The sequence below is a fragment of the Streptomyces sp. NPDC087300 genome, from assembly GCF_044744425.1.
GTDB lineage: Bacteria > Actinomycetota > Actinomycetes > Streptomycetales > Streptomycetaceae > Streptomyces.
Map to the genome: position 1 here is coordinate 84,760 of NZ_JBIUYI010000017.1, position 19,002 is coordinate 103,761.

Sequence of the window (19,002 nt, forward strand, 5' to 3'; positions counted from 1 at the left end):
TGACGGTCAGCGCGGCAGGCGGCCGAGCAGCTCGATCAGCCCGACCGGCAGGTAGGCGGGCCGGTGCGGCCGGTCGACCTGGTACGCCAGATAGCCGAGCGAGGTGGCGACGCCGACCTCCTCGGCCGTCTCCGCCTGGTAGACGAGACGGCACCCGCCCGAGAGGTCCTTCGCGCGCTGCCACAGCACCGGCGCCGGTTTCCGCTCCGCCTCCGTACGAGGCGTCAGGATCCGGTCGCCGAAGTCCTTCCAGGCGAACGGCGCCGAGCCCCGCCAGGTGGAGTCGACCTCGCTCTTCAGCCGGGCCGCGCGTTCGGCGTCGGTCGCGCCCCAGGAGGACGGCACGTTGGTGATCAGACCGACCTTGATGTGCCGGGCGCGCAGCGCACGCAGATAGGCGGCCGCGCCGGGGTGGTAGCTGGTGGCGCCGTCGTCCGCGGTGTGCACCAGGGTCTCGCCCAGGTCGAAGTAGACGACGGGGCAGGCGCGTTGGACCCCCACGCGCTCGGAGAGGTCGCGCGCCGCGCCGCCCGTGGCATGCGCGGGCGCGGCCGCACCCGCCGTCGCGCAGAGCACGGCCGACACCGTGGCCGCGCCGAGCGCGAGGCCCATCCGGACCGGTCCCGTCGATACGGATCTGTACATGGCGTTGTCGCCCTTCTTCCGGCGCATGGCGAGCATGCGCGGGTGTCCCGTTCATGACAGCCGGGCGGCAGCGTGCCCAGGTGGGTCTAGGTGGGTCAAGGTGGGTCCATCGGTGTCCGGAGGCTGCCCCGTGGTTCGTCGATCGTCGATCCCTCGCGCTCTACCCCTGAACACCACCCGTCACTCGGGCCGCAGGGCATCACGGGACGACACGCCACCGCACAGCCACCCGCACCGCTCAGCCCGGACTGAGCGCGCGCGTGCGCTCGGACCACTTCACGACGAGCGGGACGACCTGGCCGGCGAGCAGGAGGAGAGCTCCTACGACGAGCCAGCCCGGTCCGCCCCAGCCGATGCAGAGCAGGCCGAGCAGCGGCGGACCGATCGCGTTGGACACGCCCTGGCCGATGGCGAACAGCCCCGAGTACTGGCCCTGCGCGTGCTCCGGGGCGAGCCCGAAAGACAGCTCGAACGAGGCGGCGGCGTGCCACAGTTCGCCGAGAGTGTGGACGACCACGCCGAGTACGACGACGACCACGGCGACCCAGCCGGGCGCACCGCCCGCCGCCGCGATGAGGGCCATGGCGAGGAGGAACGCCACCCCCGCGCGCCGCGCCGCCCGCCCGGCCGCCGCGTTGTTGTCGACGCCCCGGCTGACCCGCACCTGAAGGCAGACCACGAGGGCGGTGTTGACCGCCACGCTCGCGCCGACGAACCATCGCGGCGCGTCCGTGTGCCCGATGATCCACAGCGGCAGGGCGAAGATCAGCACCTGATTCTGGATGGTCATGATGCCGTCCAGGGCGGTGAGCGCCACGTACGGCCTGTCCTTCAGGGCAGGCCAGCGGCTGCCCGCCGCCGGGGCGGGCACGATCGGCACGGACGGAATGCGGGAGGCGAGGGCCGCGGAGGCGAGGAACATGACGGCGGTGCCGAGGATGAGGCTCACGTACGCGGCCCTGGTGTCCAGTTGGACGGCGACACCGGCCGCGAGGGCTCCGCAGCCGACTGCGATGTTGTTGAGGGCGCGCAGGTAGGAGCGGTAGTGCGTGGGGTTCGGGGCGCCCAGGGTGCGGGTCAGCGGGCCGCGGGCGGCCGTGCCGGCCGCGATGGCCAGCTCTGCCACGCACAGGAACCCGATCAGCGAAGCGAAGGAGTTCACGAGCACCAGCCCCGCCACGGCGAGGGCCTGCACGATGACCGCGAGCCGGAAGACCTCGCGCGGCCCGCGCCGGTCGGCCAGGCGGCCCACGGGGATGCCGGCGACGAGTCCGATCAGGGCCGCGGCGCCGAGGGCGAATCCGACCTGGGAGACCGGGAGGCCCACGGAGCGGGTGAAGAACAACGCGGCCCCGGCGATGAAGAGACCCTTGCCGATCTGGTTGACGAAGGTCGCGACGGCGAAGACACGTTTGGCGCGCGTCTCGGGTATGAGGCCGTGGGCCACCAGCCAGCTCGACAACCGTCCTTCGCCGCCCAACTCGCCCGCTGTCGGGGTCTGTTCACTCTGCTGGCTCTGTTCACTGGTGTTCAACTGGCTGTCCCTCCGACTCCGGATGACGGGGTGTGCTCGGGGGTTCTCCCGCGCTCGCGGGATCGGGTACAACGGTATGGATTTGATACCGGTATCTACAACGAAACTGGGAGCAGCCGTGGGCAAGGCGTACAACGTGATGGCGGAGACCTGCCCGAGCCGGACGGTGCTGCACCGGATCGGCGCCCGCTGGACCGTGTTCGTCGTCAACGCCCTCGACGAGGGGCCGCGCCGCTTCAGCGAGTTGAAGGCGCACATCCGAGGCATCACGCCGAAGGTCCTGACCGAGACCCTGCGCTCGCTGGAAGCCGACGGTTTGATCAGCCGCCGCGAGTACGACGAGAATCCGCCCCGCGTCGAGTACGCCCTGACCCCGCTGGGCCGCTCCCTGCTCATCCCGCTGCGCGCCGTACGCCTCTGGGCCGAAGAACACGTCCCGGACATCGAGGCGGCTCGGGCCCGCCGGCCGGTTCTCTGAGGAGACCCAGCCGGGGGCCGATACCGATCGCCGATACCGATCGCCGATACCGATCGCCGATGCCGATCGCGGATCAGGAAGCGATGCCGACGCATTGGGCGTAGATGGCGGCTTGCGTACGGTGGGTGGCGCCGATCTTCAGGTAGATGCTGCTGAGATGGTTCTTGACGGTCTTCTCGGATATGCCGAGTCGTCGGGCGATGAGCCGATTGCTCAACCCCAGTGCCAGGAGGCGGAGTACGCCTTGTTCGCGTGTGGTGAGAGTGGGGCCGGTGGGCGACGCGTCTCCCTCGGGGACCCGAGGGGATTCCGGAACGGACGTCGGAATGGACGCCGGAGCGGATGCCGGAACAGATGCCGGAGTGGACGTCGCGTTTCTCCTGGGGCCGATCAGTCCGAGTTTCCGGGCGTAGAGAGCGGCCTGCGTGCGGTCGGTGGCGCCGATCTTCAGGTAGATGCTGCTGAGATGGTTCTTCGCGGTCTTCTCGGAGATGTCGAGCCTTCGGGCGATGAGTCGATTGCTTAACCCCAGGGCCAGCAGCCGGAGTACGTCTGACTCCCGGCTGGTGAGTTTCGCGGCCGGTGGTTCTTGCACGTCTTGCCTCTTCCTTGCTTCTCCCGCTGGGCGTGAGAAAGAACGCCCAAGGACTTCCTTCACGCGGCACCCCGGTGCGGAGCTGTGAGCGCTGACAGCTCACCTGACAGGTGGCGTGCACGGCGGACGGCCCGGAGTCTCGCCGACCTGGACCGTGCGGTCCGGGCGGCGCGGGACGTCGGTGTGGCTGCCGGGGAAGGCGTGACGGGAGAACGGCCGGCACGACGTGCGGGGCGGTGGCCTTCTCGGGCGGTCCCCGGGACTCGGCGGCGGATCCGGACCTCAGATCCTTGTCTGAAAATCTCGCCACGAGCGCAGGAAACCGACTGATCGATGGAAAGCACAGATGAGCATGACGTCAATGCAATATCCCCCGTTAAGCACGCCGATTTGTTCGAAGGTGAGGCGAGAATGAAGCCGCCTCGAACAACCAGTGGCGCGACCAGAAAGCGGCGCATGACCGATCAACGGTGGCGCCCCTCTTGACGCTCGATGCGAAGTCTGAAACTGCCCAAGCGCGGCTCAAAGCTACACGCTTGGGCGGGCGAATAGCTAGTGATTATTGGATAAGCTTTGGCTGGCTTGCAGTGATTACGTAGTGGCGCGGCACGGGAACGGTGACGAAATTCCCGGGTCTGTCAAAATCAGCTGACGGAATTACAGAGTCTGTCCAAGAACTGCTGACGGAATTCCTGGGTCTGTCCAATTCTGCCGACGTGATTCATGAACTTCTGACGGTGACCTGGCGACACCATGCATTTGGGGGAGTGGCCGGGATGGATTGCGTCGCCGACCCTGTGGCGGGTGTTCTGCCAGCGCTCGGTGAAGCTACGGCATCTCGCCCGCAGCCTCCGCCGCCAGGAGTGCGAGCAGCCCGGGGAATCGCTTCTCGACGTCCGCGCGTCGCAGACGGATGCCCTTGCGGTTGCCGTAGTCGATCTCGTCCACGAGGCCCGCCTCGCGTAGGACGCGGAAGTGGTGGGTCTGGGTCTGCTTCGAGATCGGGAGATCGAACGAGTTGCAGCCCCGCTCGTTGTCGCCGCGGTCGGCGGCCAACTGCGTCAGCACCGAACGGCGGTGCTCGTCGGCGAGGGCGCGGAACACCGCTCCCAGATCGAGCGCGTCGGCCTCCGGGCCGACCAGGCCCGCGATCCCGGTCGCCGACCGCATGGGCGTCCTGCCGCAGCTCCGTGGGCTTGCCACCCGCAATCGGTCACTGACTCTGCTCGACCCCGACGGCAGGCGCATCCTGCGGATCCCGACCACCTCGGACGAGGCGCCGGCGGTCGAGGTGACCCGCGCCGACCTGTCCGAGGTGCTCCACCAGTCGGCGCAGGCCGAGGCCGAGTTCCTGTTCGACGACACGGTCACCGCTCTCGACCAGGACGGCGGCGGGGTCGACGTCACCTTCCGGCGGTCCGCGCCACGGCGCTTCGACTTGGTGGTAGGTGCCGACGGGATGCACTCGACCGTACGGCGCCTGGTCTTCGGACCCGAGCGGCAGTTCGCGGGTGACCTGGGCCTGTACGGCGCGACCGTGCCACTGGAACCCGACGCCGTCGAGGACCCGAGCGAGATGACGATGCTGACCGTGCCGAACCGGATGCTGGTCCTCCATCCCTCGCGGACCACCCCGCTCGCCATCTTCACCTTCCGGGCCGCACCGCCGGCGCCTCACGACCGCAAGAACATCGCCCTGCACAAGCAGACCGTGGCCGACGCCTACGCCGACGTGCGATGGCGGGCACCGGAACTCGTGGCGGCGTTCCGCGACCACCCGGCGCCGTACTTCGACCCTCTGACCACCATCCGGGTGCCCACGTGGTCCCGCGGACGCGTCGTCCTGCTCGGGGACGCGGCGGCGGCGACAGCCCTGCTGGGGGACGGGTCCAGCATGGCGATGGCGGGCGCGTACGCCCTCGCGGAAGAGCTCGCCGCCCATCCCGGTGATCACGCCCGCGCCTTCGCCGCCTACGAGTCCCGGCTCCGCCGCGAGACAGGTCCGCGCCAGCGACGCGTCGGTCTGCTCTCCAGGCTCATGGTGCCGCGCACCCGGCCGGGCCTCGCGGTGCGCAACGCGGTGGGCCGCGCGGTCGGCCGGAGGAACCGGAGCGCCTCTCGCGAAGCCGTGAACCGGTAGCCGCCCCGGGCCCAGCGCGCCCACCGCTCAATTCGTCAGACGTTCCCGCAGCCGCCACTCACCCGCGATCTTCAGCAGATGGTCGTTCTCCTCGGGCGTACCGATGGTGATCCGCGCCCCCTCGTCACCGAAGGGACGCACCATGACCCCCGCCTCCTCGCACGCGTCGGCGAACGCCGTCGTACGCGAACCGAGGCCCAGCCAGACGAAGTTGGCCTGGCTGTCGGGGACGCTCCAGCCCGCGGCGCGCAGAGTACGGGTGACGCGGGCCCGCTCGGCCACCAAGGTCCGTACCCGTTCCAGCAGTTCGGGTGCTGCCTTCAGCGAGGCCCGTGCGGCGGTCTGGGCGAGTCCGCTGACGCCGAAGGGTACGGCGCAGGCCCGCAGCGCGGCCGTGACCGGTGGATGCGCGACCGCGTAGCCGACCCGCAGCCGCGCAAGCCCGTACGCCTTGGAGAAAGTGCGCAGAACGGCGACGTTGGGACGGTCACGGTAGAGCGCGATGCCGTCGGGCACGTCGGTGTCGTCGACGAACTCGCGGTACGCCTCGTCGAGCACCACCAGCACGTGGCCGGGCACCCGGTCGAGGAACCATTCGAGTTCGGCGCGGCGCACGGCCGTGCCGGTCGGGTTGTTGGGGTTGCACACGAGGATCACGCGCGTGCGGTCCGTCACCGCATCGGCCATGGCCTCCAGATCGTGCCGCTCGTCATGCAGCGCGACCTGTACGGGAGTCGCCCCGGCGGCCCAGGCGAGCAACGGGTACGCCTCGAACGAGCGCCAGGCGAACAGCACTTCGTCGCCTTCGCCGACCGCGGCGTTCAACAGGTCCCTGGTGACCCCGAGGGACCCGGTGCCGGGAACGACGTGCTCCGGGGGCACCGCGAGAACCGCGGACAGATCCCTGACCAGTTCACCGCTCGTCGGATCGGGATAGCGGTTGACGCGCCCCAACTCCGCGCGCATGGCGGCGACGACCGACGGCAGCGGGGGATAGGGGTTCTCGTTCGACGACAACTTGTCCACCAGATCGCTGGGAGCGGCTCGGCCAGGGACGTAGCGAGGCAGTACGGAGACGTCGGCGCGCAGGAGAGGGGCAGGCGTGGTGGGCATCGAGGGAACCTTCTGAAGAGGGCGTACTCCGGGAGTGACGGGGCGCGCGGGCATGTGATCCGGCCCGCGCGCCGACACCTCCGCCGGCGTCAGTAGACGGCGTCAGCCGACGGCCTCAACGGGCTCGTTCTCCTCCTCCACGGCAGTGGCCCGTACGCCTGCCTTGGCGAACTCCGCCAGGAAATCGGGAAAGGACAGCCGGACGTCCTCGAAGCCCGAGAACCGGTTGGCGGACCGCATCCGCAGGCCCGCCACGAACAGCGACATGAAGATGCGGTGGTCGCCCCAGCTGGACAGCGTCACTCCGCCGGGGTACGTCCGCGCGCCGCGGACCTCGAAGCCGTCGCAGATCCCGTCGTCGTACAGGATTTCGATGTCCACGCCCGCACGGGTCAGTTCGGCGGCCATCGCCTCGATGCGTGACGCCTTGTGGAAGCGGGTCAGGCGTCCGCCGGTCACCCGCAGGCTGCCCTGCACGTACGCGCCGAGGGCGGCGAGCGTGGGCACGATGTTCGGGCAGTCCCGCGCGTCCACCTCGAAGTCGCCGCACAGGCTGCCCGGCGGGTTGTCGACGGTCATCGACGAGGTGGCCCGGTCGAGGGTGACGCGCACGCCGAGCCGCTCCAGGATCGGGACGATCGCGTACTCGCCCTGCATGCTGTCGCCGTACACGTTGGTCAGGACGGTCCGGCCGGGGAAGAGCGCGGCGGCGGCGAGCAGGTACGAGGCCGAGGTGTAGTCCTCGTGCGTGGTGACGTCCTGGGCCTGGTAGGTGGAGGGCTCCACCTCGTAGTGCCGCAGATCGTCCGACGCCGAGACCTTGATGCCCGCGTCGGTCAGACTCGCCAGGGTTTGCCGGATGTACGACTGGGAGTAGACCTCGCCCGTGACCTCGATCTCCACCGGGCCGTCGGCCAGTGGCGCGGCGAACAGGACGGCGGTGATGAACTGCGAGCTGATGTCGCCCGGCAGCCGGCACGTGCCGCCCTTCAGGCCGCGTCCCCAGTTGACGACCGGAGCCTTGTTCTCGCCGACGATCGACTCGATGTCCGCGCCGAGTTCGCGCAGCGCCTGGAGCAGGGGCTCCATCACGCGGTTGCGCAGCGTCGCGTCGCCCGTCACCACGACCGGCGACGGCTGTACGGAGGCCAACGCCGTCACGATGCGGAACACCAGGCCCGAGCCGCGGGACTGTATGACGTGCCGGATGTGCGGGAACGACTGCCCGATGCCCTGGATCTCCAGGAATCCGTCGTGCTCGGTGATCTTGGCGCCGAAGGAACGGCAGGCGTTCTTCATGGTCTCCGTCTCGTCGCAACGGAGGTCGTTGAAAACCCGTGACGTGCCCTCGGCCAGTGTGCCGGTCAGAATGGCCCGTTGCGTCTCCGGTTTCGAAGAAGGGACGCGGAACGTTCCGGAGAAAGAGTCGACCGGATCAACCTGCAGCAGCATCCTTGTATCTCCCGTTTTCCGTCATTCGCCGTCTGATACCTGTGCAAGCGATGTCGCATCGACGTCCGGGCCGGCGATATCCGCGGAGCGCGAACATGTCGTCCCACCGCTTGGTTCTTCGATGTCGGGGCGGCAGCGCGGGAATTGAATCCCGGCGCGCACGACAGCCCTCCTCCGCGGTGGGGGCACGATAGGAAGTTTGTGTCCCGCGCCATGCGCGGGCAATAGGTCCATATACCCATGGTGTTTCCGGCACGAGCCGGTCCGGACCCTCGCCGCCGGCCCTTTGAGATCGCGCTCAGGCCAGGAACCGGAAGGACTTCTCGTAATAGACCATGGGGGTTCGCGCGCCCTCACTCAGGCGCGCGCTAGACACCCGGCCGATCAGGATCGTGTGGTCCCCGGCCGGGTACCGGTCGTGCACCTCGCAGTCCAGCTCGACGAGCGCGCCCGCCACGGCCGGCAGCCCGCCGGGCGTACGGGACAGGCCGCCCGACGCGAACTTGTCGGCGCCCTTGGTCGCGAACCGCTCGGCCAACGGCCGGTGTTCGGGACCCAGCACGCTCACCGCGAACTGCCCACAGGAGGCGAACGCCGAGAAGGAATGGGCCGAGTTCGCCAGACAGACCAGGATCAGTGGCGGGTGCAGCGACACCGAACAGAACGAGCTCGCGGTGAAGCCGCGCGGCAGCCCGCCTTCGCCCAGGGTCGTCACCACGACGACCCCGGCCGCGAACCGCGCCATCGCGGCCCGGAAGTCCTCGGAGCTCGCCCGTCGCACCGTCTCTGTGCCCTGCTGCGTCATGGCAGCACCACCACCTGTTCCGCGAAGATTCAGTCCGGTTCCGAAGCCCCGTCGCGGGGCCGTGTCCCCGTTGCGCGGGACACCTGCGATTTCCGCGGAGCGAGAACATGTCATCCCACCGCTCGGTGTTTCGATGTCGGGGCGGCAGCTCGGGAATGTCATCCCGGCGCGCTCGACGACCTTCCTCCGGTGGTGGGGGAGCGACAAGAATTCTGAGTCCCGCGCGATGCCCGGGCAATAGGTCCATCTGCCCATGGCGGCCGCCCTGACTTTCCGGCACAAGGCGGTCGGGGCTACCTGACTACCGGGGCCTGAGTGGCGTCAGACGCTCGGGAAGATATCGATCATATCGCCGCCTTGATCGGCCGGTTGGAAACACGGATCATCGCACTGTCGAGGGGTGCTGGGACTTAGGTCCTATTCTGGCCAGGCCGGTCCCATGCCAGGCTGAGGCAGCGCGAACAACGCGTTGGGGGCCGTTCCCGGGATTCAGGTCCGGGTTCATTCTTCGGGTCCGCGGTGTTCCGAAAAGGCCCGCCGTCGCCGCCGTCCATCGGCCGCTGCGGCCGGCACGTCCATGCATCTCGTGAACCGTTAGGACGACACATTCATGTCCGGCGCCATCTTGTTCCTGAACCGCTGGCCCTTGCACGAGGACGAGCGGCGCTGGGAGAACCGCCTCGCCGATCCCGAGATCGTCTTCAACCCGGAGCGCGACCGCGTCACGTACGTCTGCGACGAGGGAGGCCGCAGCGGAGTGCCCGCCGACGCCGAACGGGTCCACGTCGTACCGGACTTCAGCGATCTGGACGGCGTGCTCGGGCTCGTCGACGCCGTCGTGCGCGACGAAGGCCCGTTCGACCACGTCATCGGCTTCTCCGAGATGCTCCTCGACCTCGCGGCTACCCTGCGCGCGCGGTACGGCATCCCGGGCGCGAGCCCCGAGGAGACCTCACGGTTCCGCGACAAGACGGTCATGAAGGAGACGCTGTCGCGGGCCGGCCTCCGGGTGCCGCGCTGGGCGTCCTGTCGTACCGAGAAGCAGGTCCTCGCGGCCGCCGCGGAGTTCGGCTACCCCGTGATCGTCAAACCGGTGCGCGGCGCGTCCAGTCAGGGCGTACGCGAGATCGCGTCGGCCGACGAGCTGCGGGCCCTGTGCGCCGAACGGACCCTGCACGACCTGGAGATCGAGGAGTTCGTACGGGGCGAGGTCCTGCACGTCGACGGTGTCCTGGACGCCGCGGGCAAACCGCTGTTCCTATGCACCTCGCGCTACGTTTCCACCTGCCTGGACTTCGAGCTCCTGGGCGAGCCGCTCGGCTCCGTCTTCCAGACGGATCCAGTGGTGCGCGGCCGCTGCGAGGACTTCGCCGTGCGCTGCCTGACCGCGCTCGGTCTGCGCAGTTCCGCCTTCCATCTCGAACTCTTCGACACCGGCGACGAGTTGGTCTTCCTGGAGGTCGGAGCCCGGGTGCCCGGGGCCGACGTGCCGTACGTCATCCACGACGTCCACGGCGTGAATCTGTTCCGGCTGTGGACCGACGTCTTGCTCGGCCGCCCGGTGGACCCGCCGGTCCCCGACCCGGAGCTGAGCGGCGGCTGGCTGATCGTCCCGGGTCCCAGGCCGCTGCCCCAGAAGGTGACCGCCGCCCCCTCGCTGCTTGGGCAAGTGCCGTACGTCTACCGGGAGTTGGTGCCGAGGGTCGGTGAGGTCCTGATCGCCCGGCCCGGCTCGTACGCCACGCTCCAAGGCGGCCGCTTCCTCTTCCGGGGCGGCACCCAGGAGCAGATCGAACAGGCCGTACGCCAGGCGCGTGCCGAGTACCGCCTGACGACCGAGCCCGCCTAGTAGGGCGCACCCCAACCGTCTCGTGCCATCGGCAACCGAACCATGAAGTCCATCAAGTCCATCAAGTCCGTCAAGTCTGTCGAGTTCGTGGAGGAAGAAGTGGATCAGTTGAACCATACGGAGCTGGTCGACAAGAACTTCGTGCTGTTCGCCGAGGGGTGCTTCGGCCTCTTCACGAGCAAGATCGCCGCCTCACTGATCCGCTACCGAGGCGACCGCTGCGTCGCCGTCATCGACAGCCGCAAGGCAGGCCAGACCGTCCAGGACGTCCTCGGCTACGGCGGCGCGATCCCGATCGTCGGACGCGTCGAGCACGCCTTGAACCTGCGCCCCGAGGTCATGGTCATCGGCAAGGGCCTGCACTCCGCCGAGCTGCCCTCCGGTTGGAAGCCGCACATCCTCGCGGCCGCCAGGAACGGCCTGCACCTGATCAACTCGATCCACTTCCGCCTCACCGACGACCCGGACATCGCCCGTGCCGTCCATGAGAAGGGCATCACCGTCTGGGAGACCAAGGACGCCCCGGCGGTACCGCTCAACCGGGCCCGCGTCCTGGATCTGGACACCTGGGTCATTCACACGTGTGGCAGCGACTCCAACATCGGCAAGAAGACCGCTGCCCTGCAGATCTGGAACGAGGCGAACCGCGGTGGCATCCGCACCGGCTTCGCCGCCACCGGCCAGAGCGGCATGCTGATCTCCGGGCACGGCATCGCGGTCGACGGCGTACCCGGTGACTTCATGGCGGGCGCGGTCGAGCGCGTCGTCATGGAGGCCGCCGCGGGCAACGAGTGGGTGGTCGTCGAAGGCCAGGGCTCCCTGAACCACATCGGATTCAGCAGCGTCGCCCTCGCCATCCTGCACGGCGCTCTGCCGCACGCCCTGGTCTTCTGCCACCGTCTCGGCGCCGAGCGGACCAAGGTCTGGGAGACGCCCATCATCCCCATCCCCGAGCTCATCCGCATGAACGAGGAGCTCAGCGTCTTCGAACGGCCCGCCAAGGTCGCCGCCGTCAGCGTCAACAGCATCGGCTACACCGAGCAGGACTACCGCAGGGAGGCCGAGAAGCTGGAGGCCGACACGGGGCTGCCCGTCGTCGACCCGATCCGGGAAGGCGGCGCCGCCCAGCTCGTGGAGATCCTGCGCGCCCACCAACACGAAGCCGCGGTACGTCAGTTGGTGCGTCGGCGATGAGCGCTGTGTCAGGACTTGGGGGAGAGGAACGGATGAAGACGGCGATCCTGCTCCTCATGCACCAAGGCAAGTCGTACACCGAGCAGATCGCCGCGGCCACCGCCGGGCTCGGAGTGAGCCTGGTGGCCGTCAGCTCGCGGCCGGAGCTGCCGGAGACCCTGGAGGCGAGCCGTCGTCACCTCGCGGACTGCGTGGTCACCGAGGAACCCGAACTGCGCTCCGGCGACGTAGAGAAGGCCGTTCGTGAACTCGCCGACCGCGGCTACCGGGTCGCGGCCGCCCTCGCCACCTTCGAGGGCTACCGCCTCCTGATGGCCGAGCTCAACGAGCAACTCGGCGCGCGCGACTGCGCCGAGCCCGCGCTGCGCCTCTGCCTCGACAAGTACGAGCTGCGCCGCCACCTCTTCGCCGAAGGGCTGAGCGAGGTCCGCGTCCACCGGATCACGCCGGGCACGCCACCCGAACTCGACGCCTCCGCACGCTGGTTCGTGAAGCCGGTGCGCGGCGCCTCGTCCTTCGCGACCTTCGTCCTGGACGACGTCGAGGATCTGGCCGACCTGCCCGCGATCCAGGAGCAGATGCGCGGCGACCGGCGCATGAAGGCGATCTTCATGGACCGGTACGACTTCCTGGTCGAGGAGTACGTCGAGGGCCCGGAGTTCAGCTTCGAGACCTTGGTCCTCGACGGCCGGGTCCACCACCTGTGCGTCCACGAGAAGGCCCGGGTGGAACACCTGGAGCGGACCGTCCTGGAGGGCATGTCGGTCAGCCCTCCCGTGAGCCTCGACCGCGCACGCGTCCTGGAGGGAGCCGACCACGTCACCCGCTGCCTCGCCGCGCTCGCGGGGCACGGGCTGACCGACGGCGCCTTCCACATCGAGGCCAAGTACTGGGAGTCGAGGAAACGCTGGGAGATCATCGAGATCAACCCGCGGATGGGCGGCAGCCTCATCGACGCCAGTGTCCGGACCGTCACCGGGCACTCCCTCCTCGACCTGTGGACCGAGTCCCTGCTGCTGCCCGACGGCGAGCGGGACGCCTTCCACGAACGGCTCACCCACGCCTCCCAGTTGGAGGCCCTGAGCACGGGCGTGCCCACCCGGGCGACCGTGTTCCTCAGCAAGTACGGGGAGAAGGGGCGGACCGTCGACGCGATCCGCTTCGAGCCGCCCACCCGACCGCCCCGCATCCTGCGCGTCCACGTGGCGGCGGGAACCGAACTCGAGGCGTCCGACCGGGGGATCTGCCTGATGGACGCCCTGTGGGACGTCGCGGCCGACGACCTCGAGGCCGAGACCGCCTTCCTCGACCGCCATGTGACGGAGCACTTCCATGTCCGCTACCGCTGACCCCGACGCCCCGATCCACCCCTTCCGCGTACGCCCCACCACCAACCGCCTCTTGAAGGAGAACGCGATGAACCGCGTGCAGAACACCGGGATAACCCACCCGAAGCCGTTCTACAACGAGGAACAGAGCCGTCTGAAGAAGGCCGAGCTCGACCGCTACATGGACAAGAAGATGGCGGAGTGGAAGGCCACCGTCCCCTTCGCGTCCCACCTGACCGAGCCCGAACTCCACCAGGCGTACTACCGCCGCACCCTCATCGAACACGTGTGGCGGATCCGGCTCTCCCGGGTCAGCCAGTCCAAGGCCATCTACAAGATCGCCCAGGTGGCGCCCAGGGCCGCCCGCGACTACGCGCAGTACCAGGCCGACGAGATGCTCCACGACAAGCTGTACATCAGCGACGCCGTGGCCGCCGGAGTCACCGAGGAGGAGATCGTCGCCACCGAGCCCTACCTCTCCACCCGCCTCTTCGAGGGCTTCTTCTACTACGCGCTGGAGCACGAGTCGGCCCTCGCCCCGGTCGTCTCGAACTACCTGGTGGAGTACACCCAGGTCAAGCTCCAGCCGGCCATCGTCGAGAACCTCCAGGATCGGCTCGGCAAGGAGAACGTCAAGGGGCAGGCAGCCCACCTCCACGTCGACACCACCGAAGACCACTCCCAGGAGATGTGGGACATCCTCCACCAGCTGATCTTCAGCGAGGAGGACTTCCAGAAGGTGTTCAAGTACATCGACGACGTGCAGGAGATCCTCGCGATGTTCTTCCGTGAGATCTACGAGGACACCGTCGCCAAGCACGCGGCGACCGCGGTCTGATCCTCATCCCCCGCCCACCACCTCCGCCGCCCAGCAGAGAGGAACCCCACGCATGTCCGTACCCGGCACAGCCGCGCCTGAGACGGCCGCGCCCGACGCGACCGCACCTGACACGTCCGCACGCAACACGTCCGCACGCAACACGTCCGCGCTCGACGCGGCCGCGCTCGTCAAGGAGTACCGCGAGAAGGGCTTCGCGGTCGTCGAGCGTCTCTTCGATCCGAGCGAGGTCGCCGAGCTCAACACCGCCATCACGCAGATCCTGGACGTCCCCGACATTGGCTCCGTCGCCGAGGTGGAGCCGGGCGACAACGGCATGGCCCGCCGCATCTGGTCGCCCACCAAGCAGCACTCCGCGTTCGAACGGGCCGCCGCCCACCCCGAACTGCTCGACCACGTCGAGGCACTCATCGGCCCCGACATCCTGTTCCACTACAGCAAGCTCCACCTCAAGGCCCCGCAGGTGGGCAGCGTCGTGGACTGGCACCAGGACTTCGCCTACTACCCGCACACGAACACCGACCTGGTGACGGCCCTCGTCTACCTCGACGACACCACCACGGAGAACTCCGCCCTCCTGGCCGTCCCCGGCTCTCACCGGCGCGGCCTAGCCGACCACTACGTGGATGGCTACTTCCGCGGCAAGGTAGCGGGCGCCGAAGCGCCCGACCCCACGCTCGCCGTGCCCATCGAGGCGCCGGCCGGCAGCGTGATCTTCATCCACTGCCTGCTCCTGCACTACTCATCGCCGAACCGCTCCGACCGCTACCGCCGCGCCTTCCTGCCGGCCTACCGGGCGGCCGACGCCTACCCGATCCACTTCGGCGCGCACGCCGGCCACAACGAGCCCGGAGTGAAGCTGCTGCGCGGCAGCGTGTCGGACACGGCACGGGTGGAGGCCGGAGCATGGCGCCTCCCGCTCGCGGAGCGCCCCTTCGGCTCGCTCTTCCAGCTCCAGGAGGGCGCCCACCAGGCTGCGACCGCGGCGGCCACCGGTTACGCCACGCCGGAGAAGGCGAAGTGACAGCCCTGTGAGCACGCCGCACGTGACGGTCGTCCGCGCCTGCCTGCGAGGCGGCGCGGGCGGCAGCCCCACGGCCGTCATCTTGGAGGGTGACAAGGACACCTCGCCGCTGGACGACGACGAACGGCGCCGGATCCCCGTCGAACGGGGCACCTCGCACGCCGTGTACGTACGTCATGCCGCCGACGCGACCGAACTGCGCTTCTTCACCGCGGACGGGGAACTGCCCGCGTGCGGTCACGGCACGCTCGCGGCTCTCGCGCTCCTGGTGGCTTCGCACGGAGAGTCCGGCCCTTACCGGGCCACTCTCCGGGCCGGGGGACGAGCCTTCGCCGGGCGGGCCGAGCGCGACGGCGAGCTGATCATTGCCGCCTTCGACCCCGGACCTGTAGACCTGCGCGAACCCACACCAGAGGAACGCACCCTCGTCCTCGCGGCCCTCGGCCTCACGCCGGAGGAGACCGGACCGGACGTACGGATCGCCGGCGTGGGCCGGGAGCGCCTACTGGTACCGGTCCCCAGCCGAGCTGCGCTCACCGCGCTGCGCCCGGATCTCGCCCGGCTCAAGGCGGCCTGCGACCGGTTCGGCCTGCTCGGCGCGTACGTCCACTCGCCACCGTCACCCGATGGCGCGCTCGCGGCCCGGATGTTCGCCCCATCGATCGGCGTTCCCGAGGACATCGCCAACGCCAACAGCACAGCGTGCCTCGCCGCGCACCTGGCTGACCGGGGCATCCGCCAGATCACCGTCGACATGGGCGACGCCCTCGGCACCCGCGCCACCATCACCGCCGCGACGGGACCGGACCTGCGAGTCGAACTCGGCGGCACAGCAAGGGTCATGACGGTTCAAGACCAGCAGATGCCGATCGACCAAGAGGTGGGAACATACTCATGAACAGCCCCTTGCCACGCCAATCACACCCAGATTCCCCTGAGTTGCGAGTGCACTGGAACTCACCACTCAGCGGGCAGCAGAAGGCCTCGGGCAAATACCAGGTCGGCCAACTCGACTTCGACGGGATCGTCGACTTCGCTCAGGAGGCGGACCGCCTGGGCGTCGACTCGCTCCTCATGGGGATCGGCTTCCACATGCCCGATCCACTCCCGATGCTCGGTGCCCTGGTCCGCGAGACCCAACGCGTCAAGTTCCTCCTCGCCTACCGCCCCGGCCTGCTTCCCCCGACGCTCTTCGCCCAGGTGGTCAACACGGTCTCGTGGATGTCGGACGGCCGAATATCCCTCAACCTGGTAGCCGGCACCTCTCCGACGGAACAGGCGTACTACGGCGACTTCCTCGCCCACGACGAGCGCTACGCACGCTCCAACGAATTCCTGGAGATCCTCCACCAGTTCTGGCGCGGTGAGACCCCTCTCTCCCACGACGGCGCACATTATCGAATCAAGGAAGCGCAGATCGGTCTCGGCTACAAGGGCGGAGGCCGCCCCGAGATATACATCAGCGGTGCGTCCGAGGTGGCGCAGCAGACCGCCGTCGACCACGGCGACTGCTGGCTGCGGTACGGCGACACCCCCGAGGGCCTGGCCGCGGCGGCGAAGCCCGTCCTGGCGCAGGGCGGCCGGGTGGGAACGCGCATGCACGTACTGGCGAGGGAAACCCGCGCGGAAGCGCTGGCGGATCTCGCCGACATGATGCGCGACCCCGACGAAGAACACCGCAAACGCATCGCGACCGCCGTGGCCGCCTCCGATTCCGTGGCAGTGAACACGTCCTTCCGACTGGCCGAATCCGCGGAGGGCGACTGGCTCTCTCCCATGCTCTTCTCCGGCGCCGTGGCATATCGAGGCGGTCCTGCCCTTTGCGTGGTGGGCAGCTACGAGGAAGTCGCGGCGTATCTCTACCAGTACAAGGAGGCCGGGATCAGCGAATTCATCTTCTCCGGCTGGCCGACCCGGGAGGAGATGCGAATCTTCTACACACGTGTGCTGCCGCTGTTGCGGGAGTACGAGCGTGCGGGGCAGAAGGTGTGAGGGCGGGCGAGCGCCGCCGATGGTTCGTTGCGTGATGCGAACGATGGCCTGCGCCTACGGCCTCGTGCACGGTTGGTTGTGGCGGAATACCGGGAGCCCGGATCGTCGCCAAGAGTGATCGCCGAACTCATGGCTGAGGTGGGGCCGTTGTACTCGTAAGCACCTGGTCGGCGCACGTACTCTGGAGCACAGTCCGCAGGGCGCGCTTCGTATGGGCCATGGCCGCGCTGGACCGCATGAGAGTCCACCTGCCCGTGAGGGGCGTGCTGCCCCGGACCACGAACAGGTTGTTCAGGCGGCTATCTCCAGGCGCATCTGGTCCGGGGCGTGGGCGGCTGCGTCGTGGACGTCGGGCAGGCGTTGGGCGGCGGTGCGGATGATGCGCTGCAACTGGTGCGGGAGGCGCTGGCGTTCAAGGGCGGGGCGATCACCACGCCCAGCGCCGAGGCGCTCTACCGTCGAGGCATGCTGCCCGCGCTGGCCGAGGTGCAGCGGCAGGCGATTTCGTGACGCAGCAGGACATCGAGCGGCTGCTCGGCGGGCGAGCGGATGAGCTCGGCGTCGACGTGCGCCGAGGAGCGGAGCTGACCGGCTTCGACGCGGACGAGGAGGCCGTCACCGTGCGGACCAGCCACGAGGCTATAGGCACCGGCTGGCGCGTGGGCTGTGACGGTGGCCGCAGCACGGTCCGCAAACTCGCGGGGTTCGAATTTCCCGGTACGGAACCGGAGATCACCTGTCACCAGGATGTCGTGGAGATGACCGGCGTCGAGGACTTGAAGATCGGCTGGACCGCCACGGACACCGGGGTGTACGCCTATGGGCCGATGCCGGGCCGCGTCGTCACCGTGGAGTTCGACGGCCCGCCGGCTGACCGGGACATGCCGGTCACCACCGAGGATCTCCAGGCGCGGCTGCGCCGCGTCTCCGGCGTGGACGTCACGATCACCGAAGTACGGACCGCGACCCGCTTCACCGACCATGCCCGCCAGGTCACCGACTCCCGCAAGGGCTGGGTGCTGCTGGCGGGTGACGCGGCGCACGTGCACTCCGCGTTCGGCAGCCAAGGGCTGAGCTTGGGCATTGGGGACGCGATGAACCTCGGCTGGAAGCTCGCCGCGGTGATCGCTGGCCGGGCGCCGGAAGAGCGGCTGGAAACGTACACCGCCGAGCGGCACCCGGTCGGTGCGTGGGTTCTGGACTGGACCCGGTCCCAGGTCGCGGCCATGCGCCCGGACCGCAGTCCCGGGCCCTGCGCGAGATCGTCAGCGACCTGGCAGGGACGGTCGCGGGCACCACGTACCTCACCGCGCGGCTCAACGGTGGCGGGGTGCGGTACGAGCTGCCGGGCGAGCACCCGCTGACCGGCCGCAGCATCCCGGACCTCGAACTCACCGACGGCAGCCGCCTCGCGGACCACCTCCACGGCGGCCGGGCGCTCCTGCTCGACCTCACCGACGACGCGGAGCAGGCCCTAGCTGCGGAGTATGCCGGCCGCGTCGACACCCTGACGGCCGGCTGCCCGTCCCGCCCAGAACTGGCAGCGGTCCTCGTCCGTCCGGACGGCTTCACGGCCTGGGCAGCCGACGCGGGGCGAAAGCGCCGACGTCGACGGCCGGGCTGGCAGAGGCGCTGGAGGAGCGGTTCGGAGTGCCAGAGGCTGCAGTGAGGCCGGGGTGATCCGGCGCTCTGTTGACTGACTCGAATACGAGCCAATCCCACCCACGGCCGCCGCATCCACCCGGTGTGGCGGCCGCCCGCACCCCGGCCCCGGCCCAGCAACAGCCCGGAGCTCACCGGCCGCTTACGCCCCCGCCGCCGGTGTTGGGGTGCCGGTAAGAACCGTGTCACCTCAAAGGCCCGAGGCCGGATCATCTGCGAAGTCGAGAACGATATTCGCCCGGGGCCGTGCCTCGGGCGCGTCTGAAGGCACGGCTGAAAGCGTGCGGAGAGCCGTATCCGACCGCGTCGGAGATCGACTCGACCGGCTCATCGGTATCGCGGAGCCGGATCGA

At 69.1% G+C, this 19,002-nt stretch carries 20 protein-coding genes; 12 read left to right on the forward strand and 8 right to left on the reverse strand.

Going from position 1 to position 19,002, the window contains the following annotated elements:
• Positions 1-6 precede the first annotated feature (6 nt).
• Both ACIO9J_RS41480 and ACIO9J_RS41485 read right to left on the reverse strand, forming a co-directional pair.
• Positions 7-681, reverse strand: a complete 675-nt coding sequence (locus ACIO9J_RS41480) for a hypothetical protein (RefSeq protein ID WP_402010676.1) — start codon at positions 679-681, stop codon at positions 7-9.
• Between the two features lie 202 nt (positions 682-883).
• Positions 884-2,179 carry an MFS transporter gene (locus ACIO9J_RS41485; RefSeq protein ID WP_402010677.1) on the reverse strand — a complete coding sequence of 432 codons (1,296 nt, stop codon included), beginning with the start codon at positions 2,177-2,179 and terminating at the stop codon, positions 884-886.
• A 118-nt stretch (positions 2,180-2,297) separates the two neighbouring features.
• Between ACIO9J_RS41485 and ACIO9J_RS41490 the strand changes: the two genes are divergently transcribed.
• Entirely contained in the window at positions 2,298-2,657 is a 360-nt protein-coding gene (locus ACIO9J_RS41490; RefSeq protein ID WP_402010679.1) for a winged helix-turn-helix transcriptional regulator, read from the forward strand.
• A gap of 73 nt (positions 2,658-2,730) precedes the next feature.
• On the opposite strand, the gene ACIO9J_RS41495 is transcribed toward ACIO9J_RS41490, so the two are convergent.
• Positions 2,731-3,252 carry a response regulator transcription factor gene (locus ACIO9J_RS41495; RefSeq protein WP_402010681.1) on the reverse strand — a complete coding sequence of 174 codons (522 nt, stop codon included), beginning with the start codon at positions 3,250-3,252 and terminating at the stop codon, positions 2,731-2,733.
• Positions 3,253-4,080: 828 nt separating this feature from the next.
• Complete coding sequence (locus ACIO9J_RS41500; RefSeq protein ID WP_402010711.1) at positions 4,081-4,404, reverse strand: ArsR/SmtB family transcription factor; 324 nt, start codon at positions 4,402-4,404, stop codon at positions 4,081-4,083.
• A 16-nt stretch (positions 4,405-4,420) separates the two neighbouring features.
• Here ACIO9J_RS41500 and ACIO9J_RS41505 point away from each other — a divergent pair, with 16 nt between their 5' ends.
• Positions 4,421-5,392, forward strand: a complete 972-nt coding sequence (locus ACIO9J_RS41505; protein WP_402010683.1) for an FAD-dependent monooxygenase — start codon at positions 4,421-4,423, stop codon at positions 5,390-5,392.
• A gap of 27 nt (positions 5,393-5,419) precedes the next feature.
• Here ACIO9J_RS41505 and hisC read toward each other — a convergent pair whose 3' ends face one another.
• From hisC to ACIO9J_RS41520, 3 genes are all read right to left on the reverse strand, one after another.
• On the reverse strand, positions 5,420-6,505 hold the full coding sequence (gene hisC / locus ACIO9J_RS41510; protein ID WP_402010685.1) for a histidinol-phosphate transaminase: 1,086 nt from the start codon (positions 6,503-6,505) through the stop codon (positions 5,420-5,422).
• A gap of 102 nt (positions 6,506-6,607) precedes the next feature.
• Positions 6,608-7,957 carry a 3-phosphoshikimate 1-carboxyvinyltransferase gene (gene aroA / locus ACIO9J_RS41515; protein WP_402010687.1) on the reverse strand — a complete coding sequence of 450 codons (1,350 nt, stop codon included), beginning with the start codon at positions 7,955-7,957 and terminating at the stop codon, positions 6,608-6,610.
• A 298-nt stretch (positions 7,958-8,255) separates the two neighbouring features.
• Complete coding sequence (locus tag ACIO9J_RS41520; RefSeq protein WP_402010688.1) at positions 8,256-8,762, reverse strand: flavin reductase family protein; 507 nt, start codon at positions 8,760-8,762, stop codon at positions 8,256-8,258.
• A 610-nt stretch (positions 8,763-9,372) separates the two neighbouring features.
• On the opposite strand from ACIO9J_RS41520, the gene ACIO9J_RS41525 reads away from it, so the two are divergent.
• From ACIO9J_RS41525 to ACIO9J_RS41570, 10 genes are all read left to right on the forward strand, one after another.
• Positions 9,373-10,611: an acetyl-CoA carboxylase biotin carboxylase subunit family protein gene (locus ACIO9J_RS41525; RefSeq protein ID WP_402010690.1), complete on the forward strand. Its 1,239-nt coding sequence runs from the start codon at positions 9,373-9,375 to the stop codon at positions 10,609-10,611.
• Between the two features lie 42 nt (positions 10,612-10,653).
• Positions 10,654-11,805: a DUF1611 domain-containing protein gene (locus tag ACIO9J_RS41530; RefSeq protein ID WP_402010692.1), complete on the forward strand. Its 1,152-nt coding sequence runs from the start codon at positions 10,654-10,656 to the stop codon at positions 11,803-11,805.
• A gap of 32 nt (positions 11,806-11,837) precedes the next feature.
• A complete protein-coding gene (locus ACIO9J_RS41535; RefSeq protein ID WP_402010693.1) occupies positions 11,838-13,154 on the forward strand; it encodes an acetyl-CoA carboxylase biotin carboxylase subunit family protein in 1,317 nt (438 codons plus the stop codon).
• Positions 13,138-13,971, forward strand: coding sequence for an iron-containing redox enzyme family protein (locus tag ACIO9J_RS41540; RefSeq protein ID WP_402010695.1), 834 nt, complete (start codon positions 13,138-13,140; stop codon positions 13,969-13,971). The genes ACIO9J_RS41535 and ACIO9J_RS41540 overlap by 17 nt, the downstream gene beginning before the upstream one ends.
• A gap of 52 nt (positions 13,972-14,023) precedes the next feature.
• Positions 14,024-14,995, forward strand: a complete 972-nt coding sequence (locus ACIO9J_RS41545; RefSeq protein ID WP_402010697.1) for a phytanoyl-CoA dioxygenase family protein — start codon at positions 14,024-14,026, stop codon at positions 14,993-14,995.
• Between the two features lie 7 nt (positions 14,996-15,002).
• Positions 15,003-15,893, forward strand: coding sequence for a PhzF family phenazine biosynthesis protein (locus ACIO9J_RS41550; protein WP_402010699.1), 891 nt, complete (start codon positions 15,003-15,005; stop codon positions 15,891-15,893).
• A gap of 47 nt (positions 15,894-15,940) precedes the next feature.
• Complete coding sequence (locus ACIO9J_RS41555; protein WP_402010713.1) at positions 15,941-16,987, forward strand: LLM class flavin-dependent oxidoreductase; 1,047 nt, start codon at positions 15,941-15,943, stop codon at positions 16,985-16,987.
• A 327-nt stretch (positions 16,988-17,314) separates the two neighbouring features.
• On the forward strand, positions 17,315-17,497 hold the full coding sequence (locus ACIO9J_RS41560) for a hypothetical protein (protein WP_402010701.1): 183 nt from the start codon (positions 17,315-17,317) through the stop codon (positions 17,495-17,497).
• On the forward strand, positions 17,494-18,351 hold the full coding sequence (locus ACIO9J_RS41565) for an FAD-dependent monooxygenase (protein WP_402010702.1): 858 nt from the start codon (positions 17,494-17,496) through the stop codon (positions 18,349-18,351). The genes ACIO9J_RS41560 and ACIO9J_RS41565 overlap by 4 nt, the downstream gene beginning before the upstream one ends.
• Entirely contained in the window at positions 18,318-18,656 is a 339-nt protein-coding gene (locus ACIO9J_RS41570) for a hypothetical protein (RefSeq protein ID WP_402010704.1), read from the forward strand. Before ACIO9J_RS41565 ends, ACIO9J_RS41570 begins: the two co-directional genes overlap by 34 nt.
• Positions 18,657-18,858: 202 nt before the next feature.
• Here ACIO9J_RS41570 and ACIO9J_RS41575 read toward each other — a convergent pair.
• Positions 18,859-19,002, reverse strand: a 144-nt coding sequence (locus ACIO9J_RS41575; RefSeq protein ID WP_402010714.1) for a helix-turn-helix domain-containing protein, incomplete at its 5' end; no start/stop codon positions are given.

What these genes read in the sequence shown, in the direction of transcription:
- ACIO9J_RS41480 (WP_402010676.1), bottom strand. Translation starts at nt 681, where the DNA reads ATGCTCGCCATGCGCCGGAAGAAGGGCGACAACGCCATGTACAGATCC.
- ACIO9J_RS41525 (WP_402010690.1), top strand. Translation starts at nt 9,373, where the DNA reads ATGTCCGGCGCCATCTTGTTCCTGAACCGCTGGCCCTTGCACGAGGAC.
- hisC (WP_402010685.1), bottom strand. Translation starts at nt 6,505, where the DNA reads ATGCCCACCACGCCTGCCCCTCTCCTGCGCGCCGACGTCTCCGTACTG.
- ACIO9J_RS41540 (WP_402010695.1), top strand. Translation starts at nt 13,138, where the DNA reads ATGTCCGCTACCGCTGACCCCGACGCCCCGATCCACCCCTTCCGCGTA.
- ACIO9J_RS41505 (WP_402010683.1), top strand. Translation starts at nt 4,421, where the DNA reads ATGGGCGTCCTGCCGCAGCTCCGTGGGCTTGCCACCCGCAATCGGTCA.
- aroA (WP_402010687.1), bottom strand. Translation starts at nt 7,957, where the DNA reads ATGCTGCTGCAGGTTGATCCGGTCGACTCTTTCTCCGGAACGTTCCGC.
- ACIO9J_RS41535 (WP_402010693.1), top strand. Translation starts at nt 11,838, where the DNA reads ATGAAGACGGCGATCCTGCTCCTCATGCACCAAGGCAAGTCGTACACC.
- ACIO9J_RS41545 (WP_402010697.1), top strand. Translation starts at nt 14,024, where the DNA reads ATGTCCGTACCCGGCACAGCCGCGCCTGAGACGGCCGCGCCCGACGCG.
- ACIO9J_RS41520 (WP_402010688.1), bottom strand. Translation starts at nt 8,762, where the DNA reads ATGACGCAGCAGGGCACAGAGACGGTGCGACGGGCGAGCTCCGAGGAC.
- ACIO9J_RS41530 (WP_402010692.1), top strand. Translation starts at nt 10,654, where the DNA reads ATGAAGTCCATCAAGTCCATCAAGTCCGTCAAGTCTGTCGAGTTCGTG.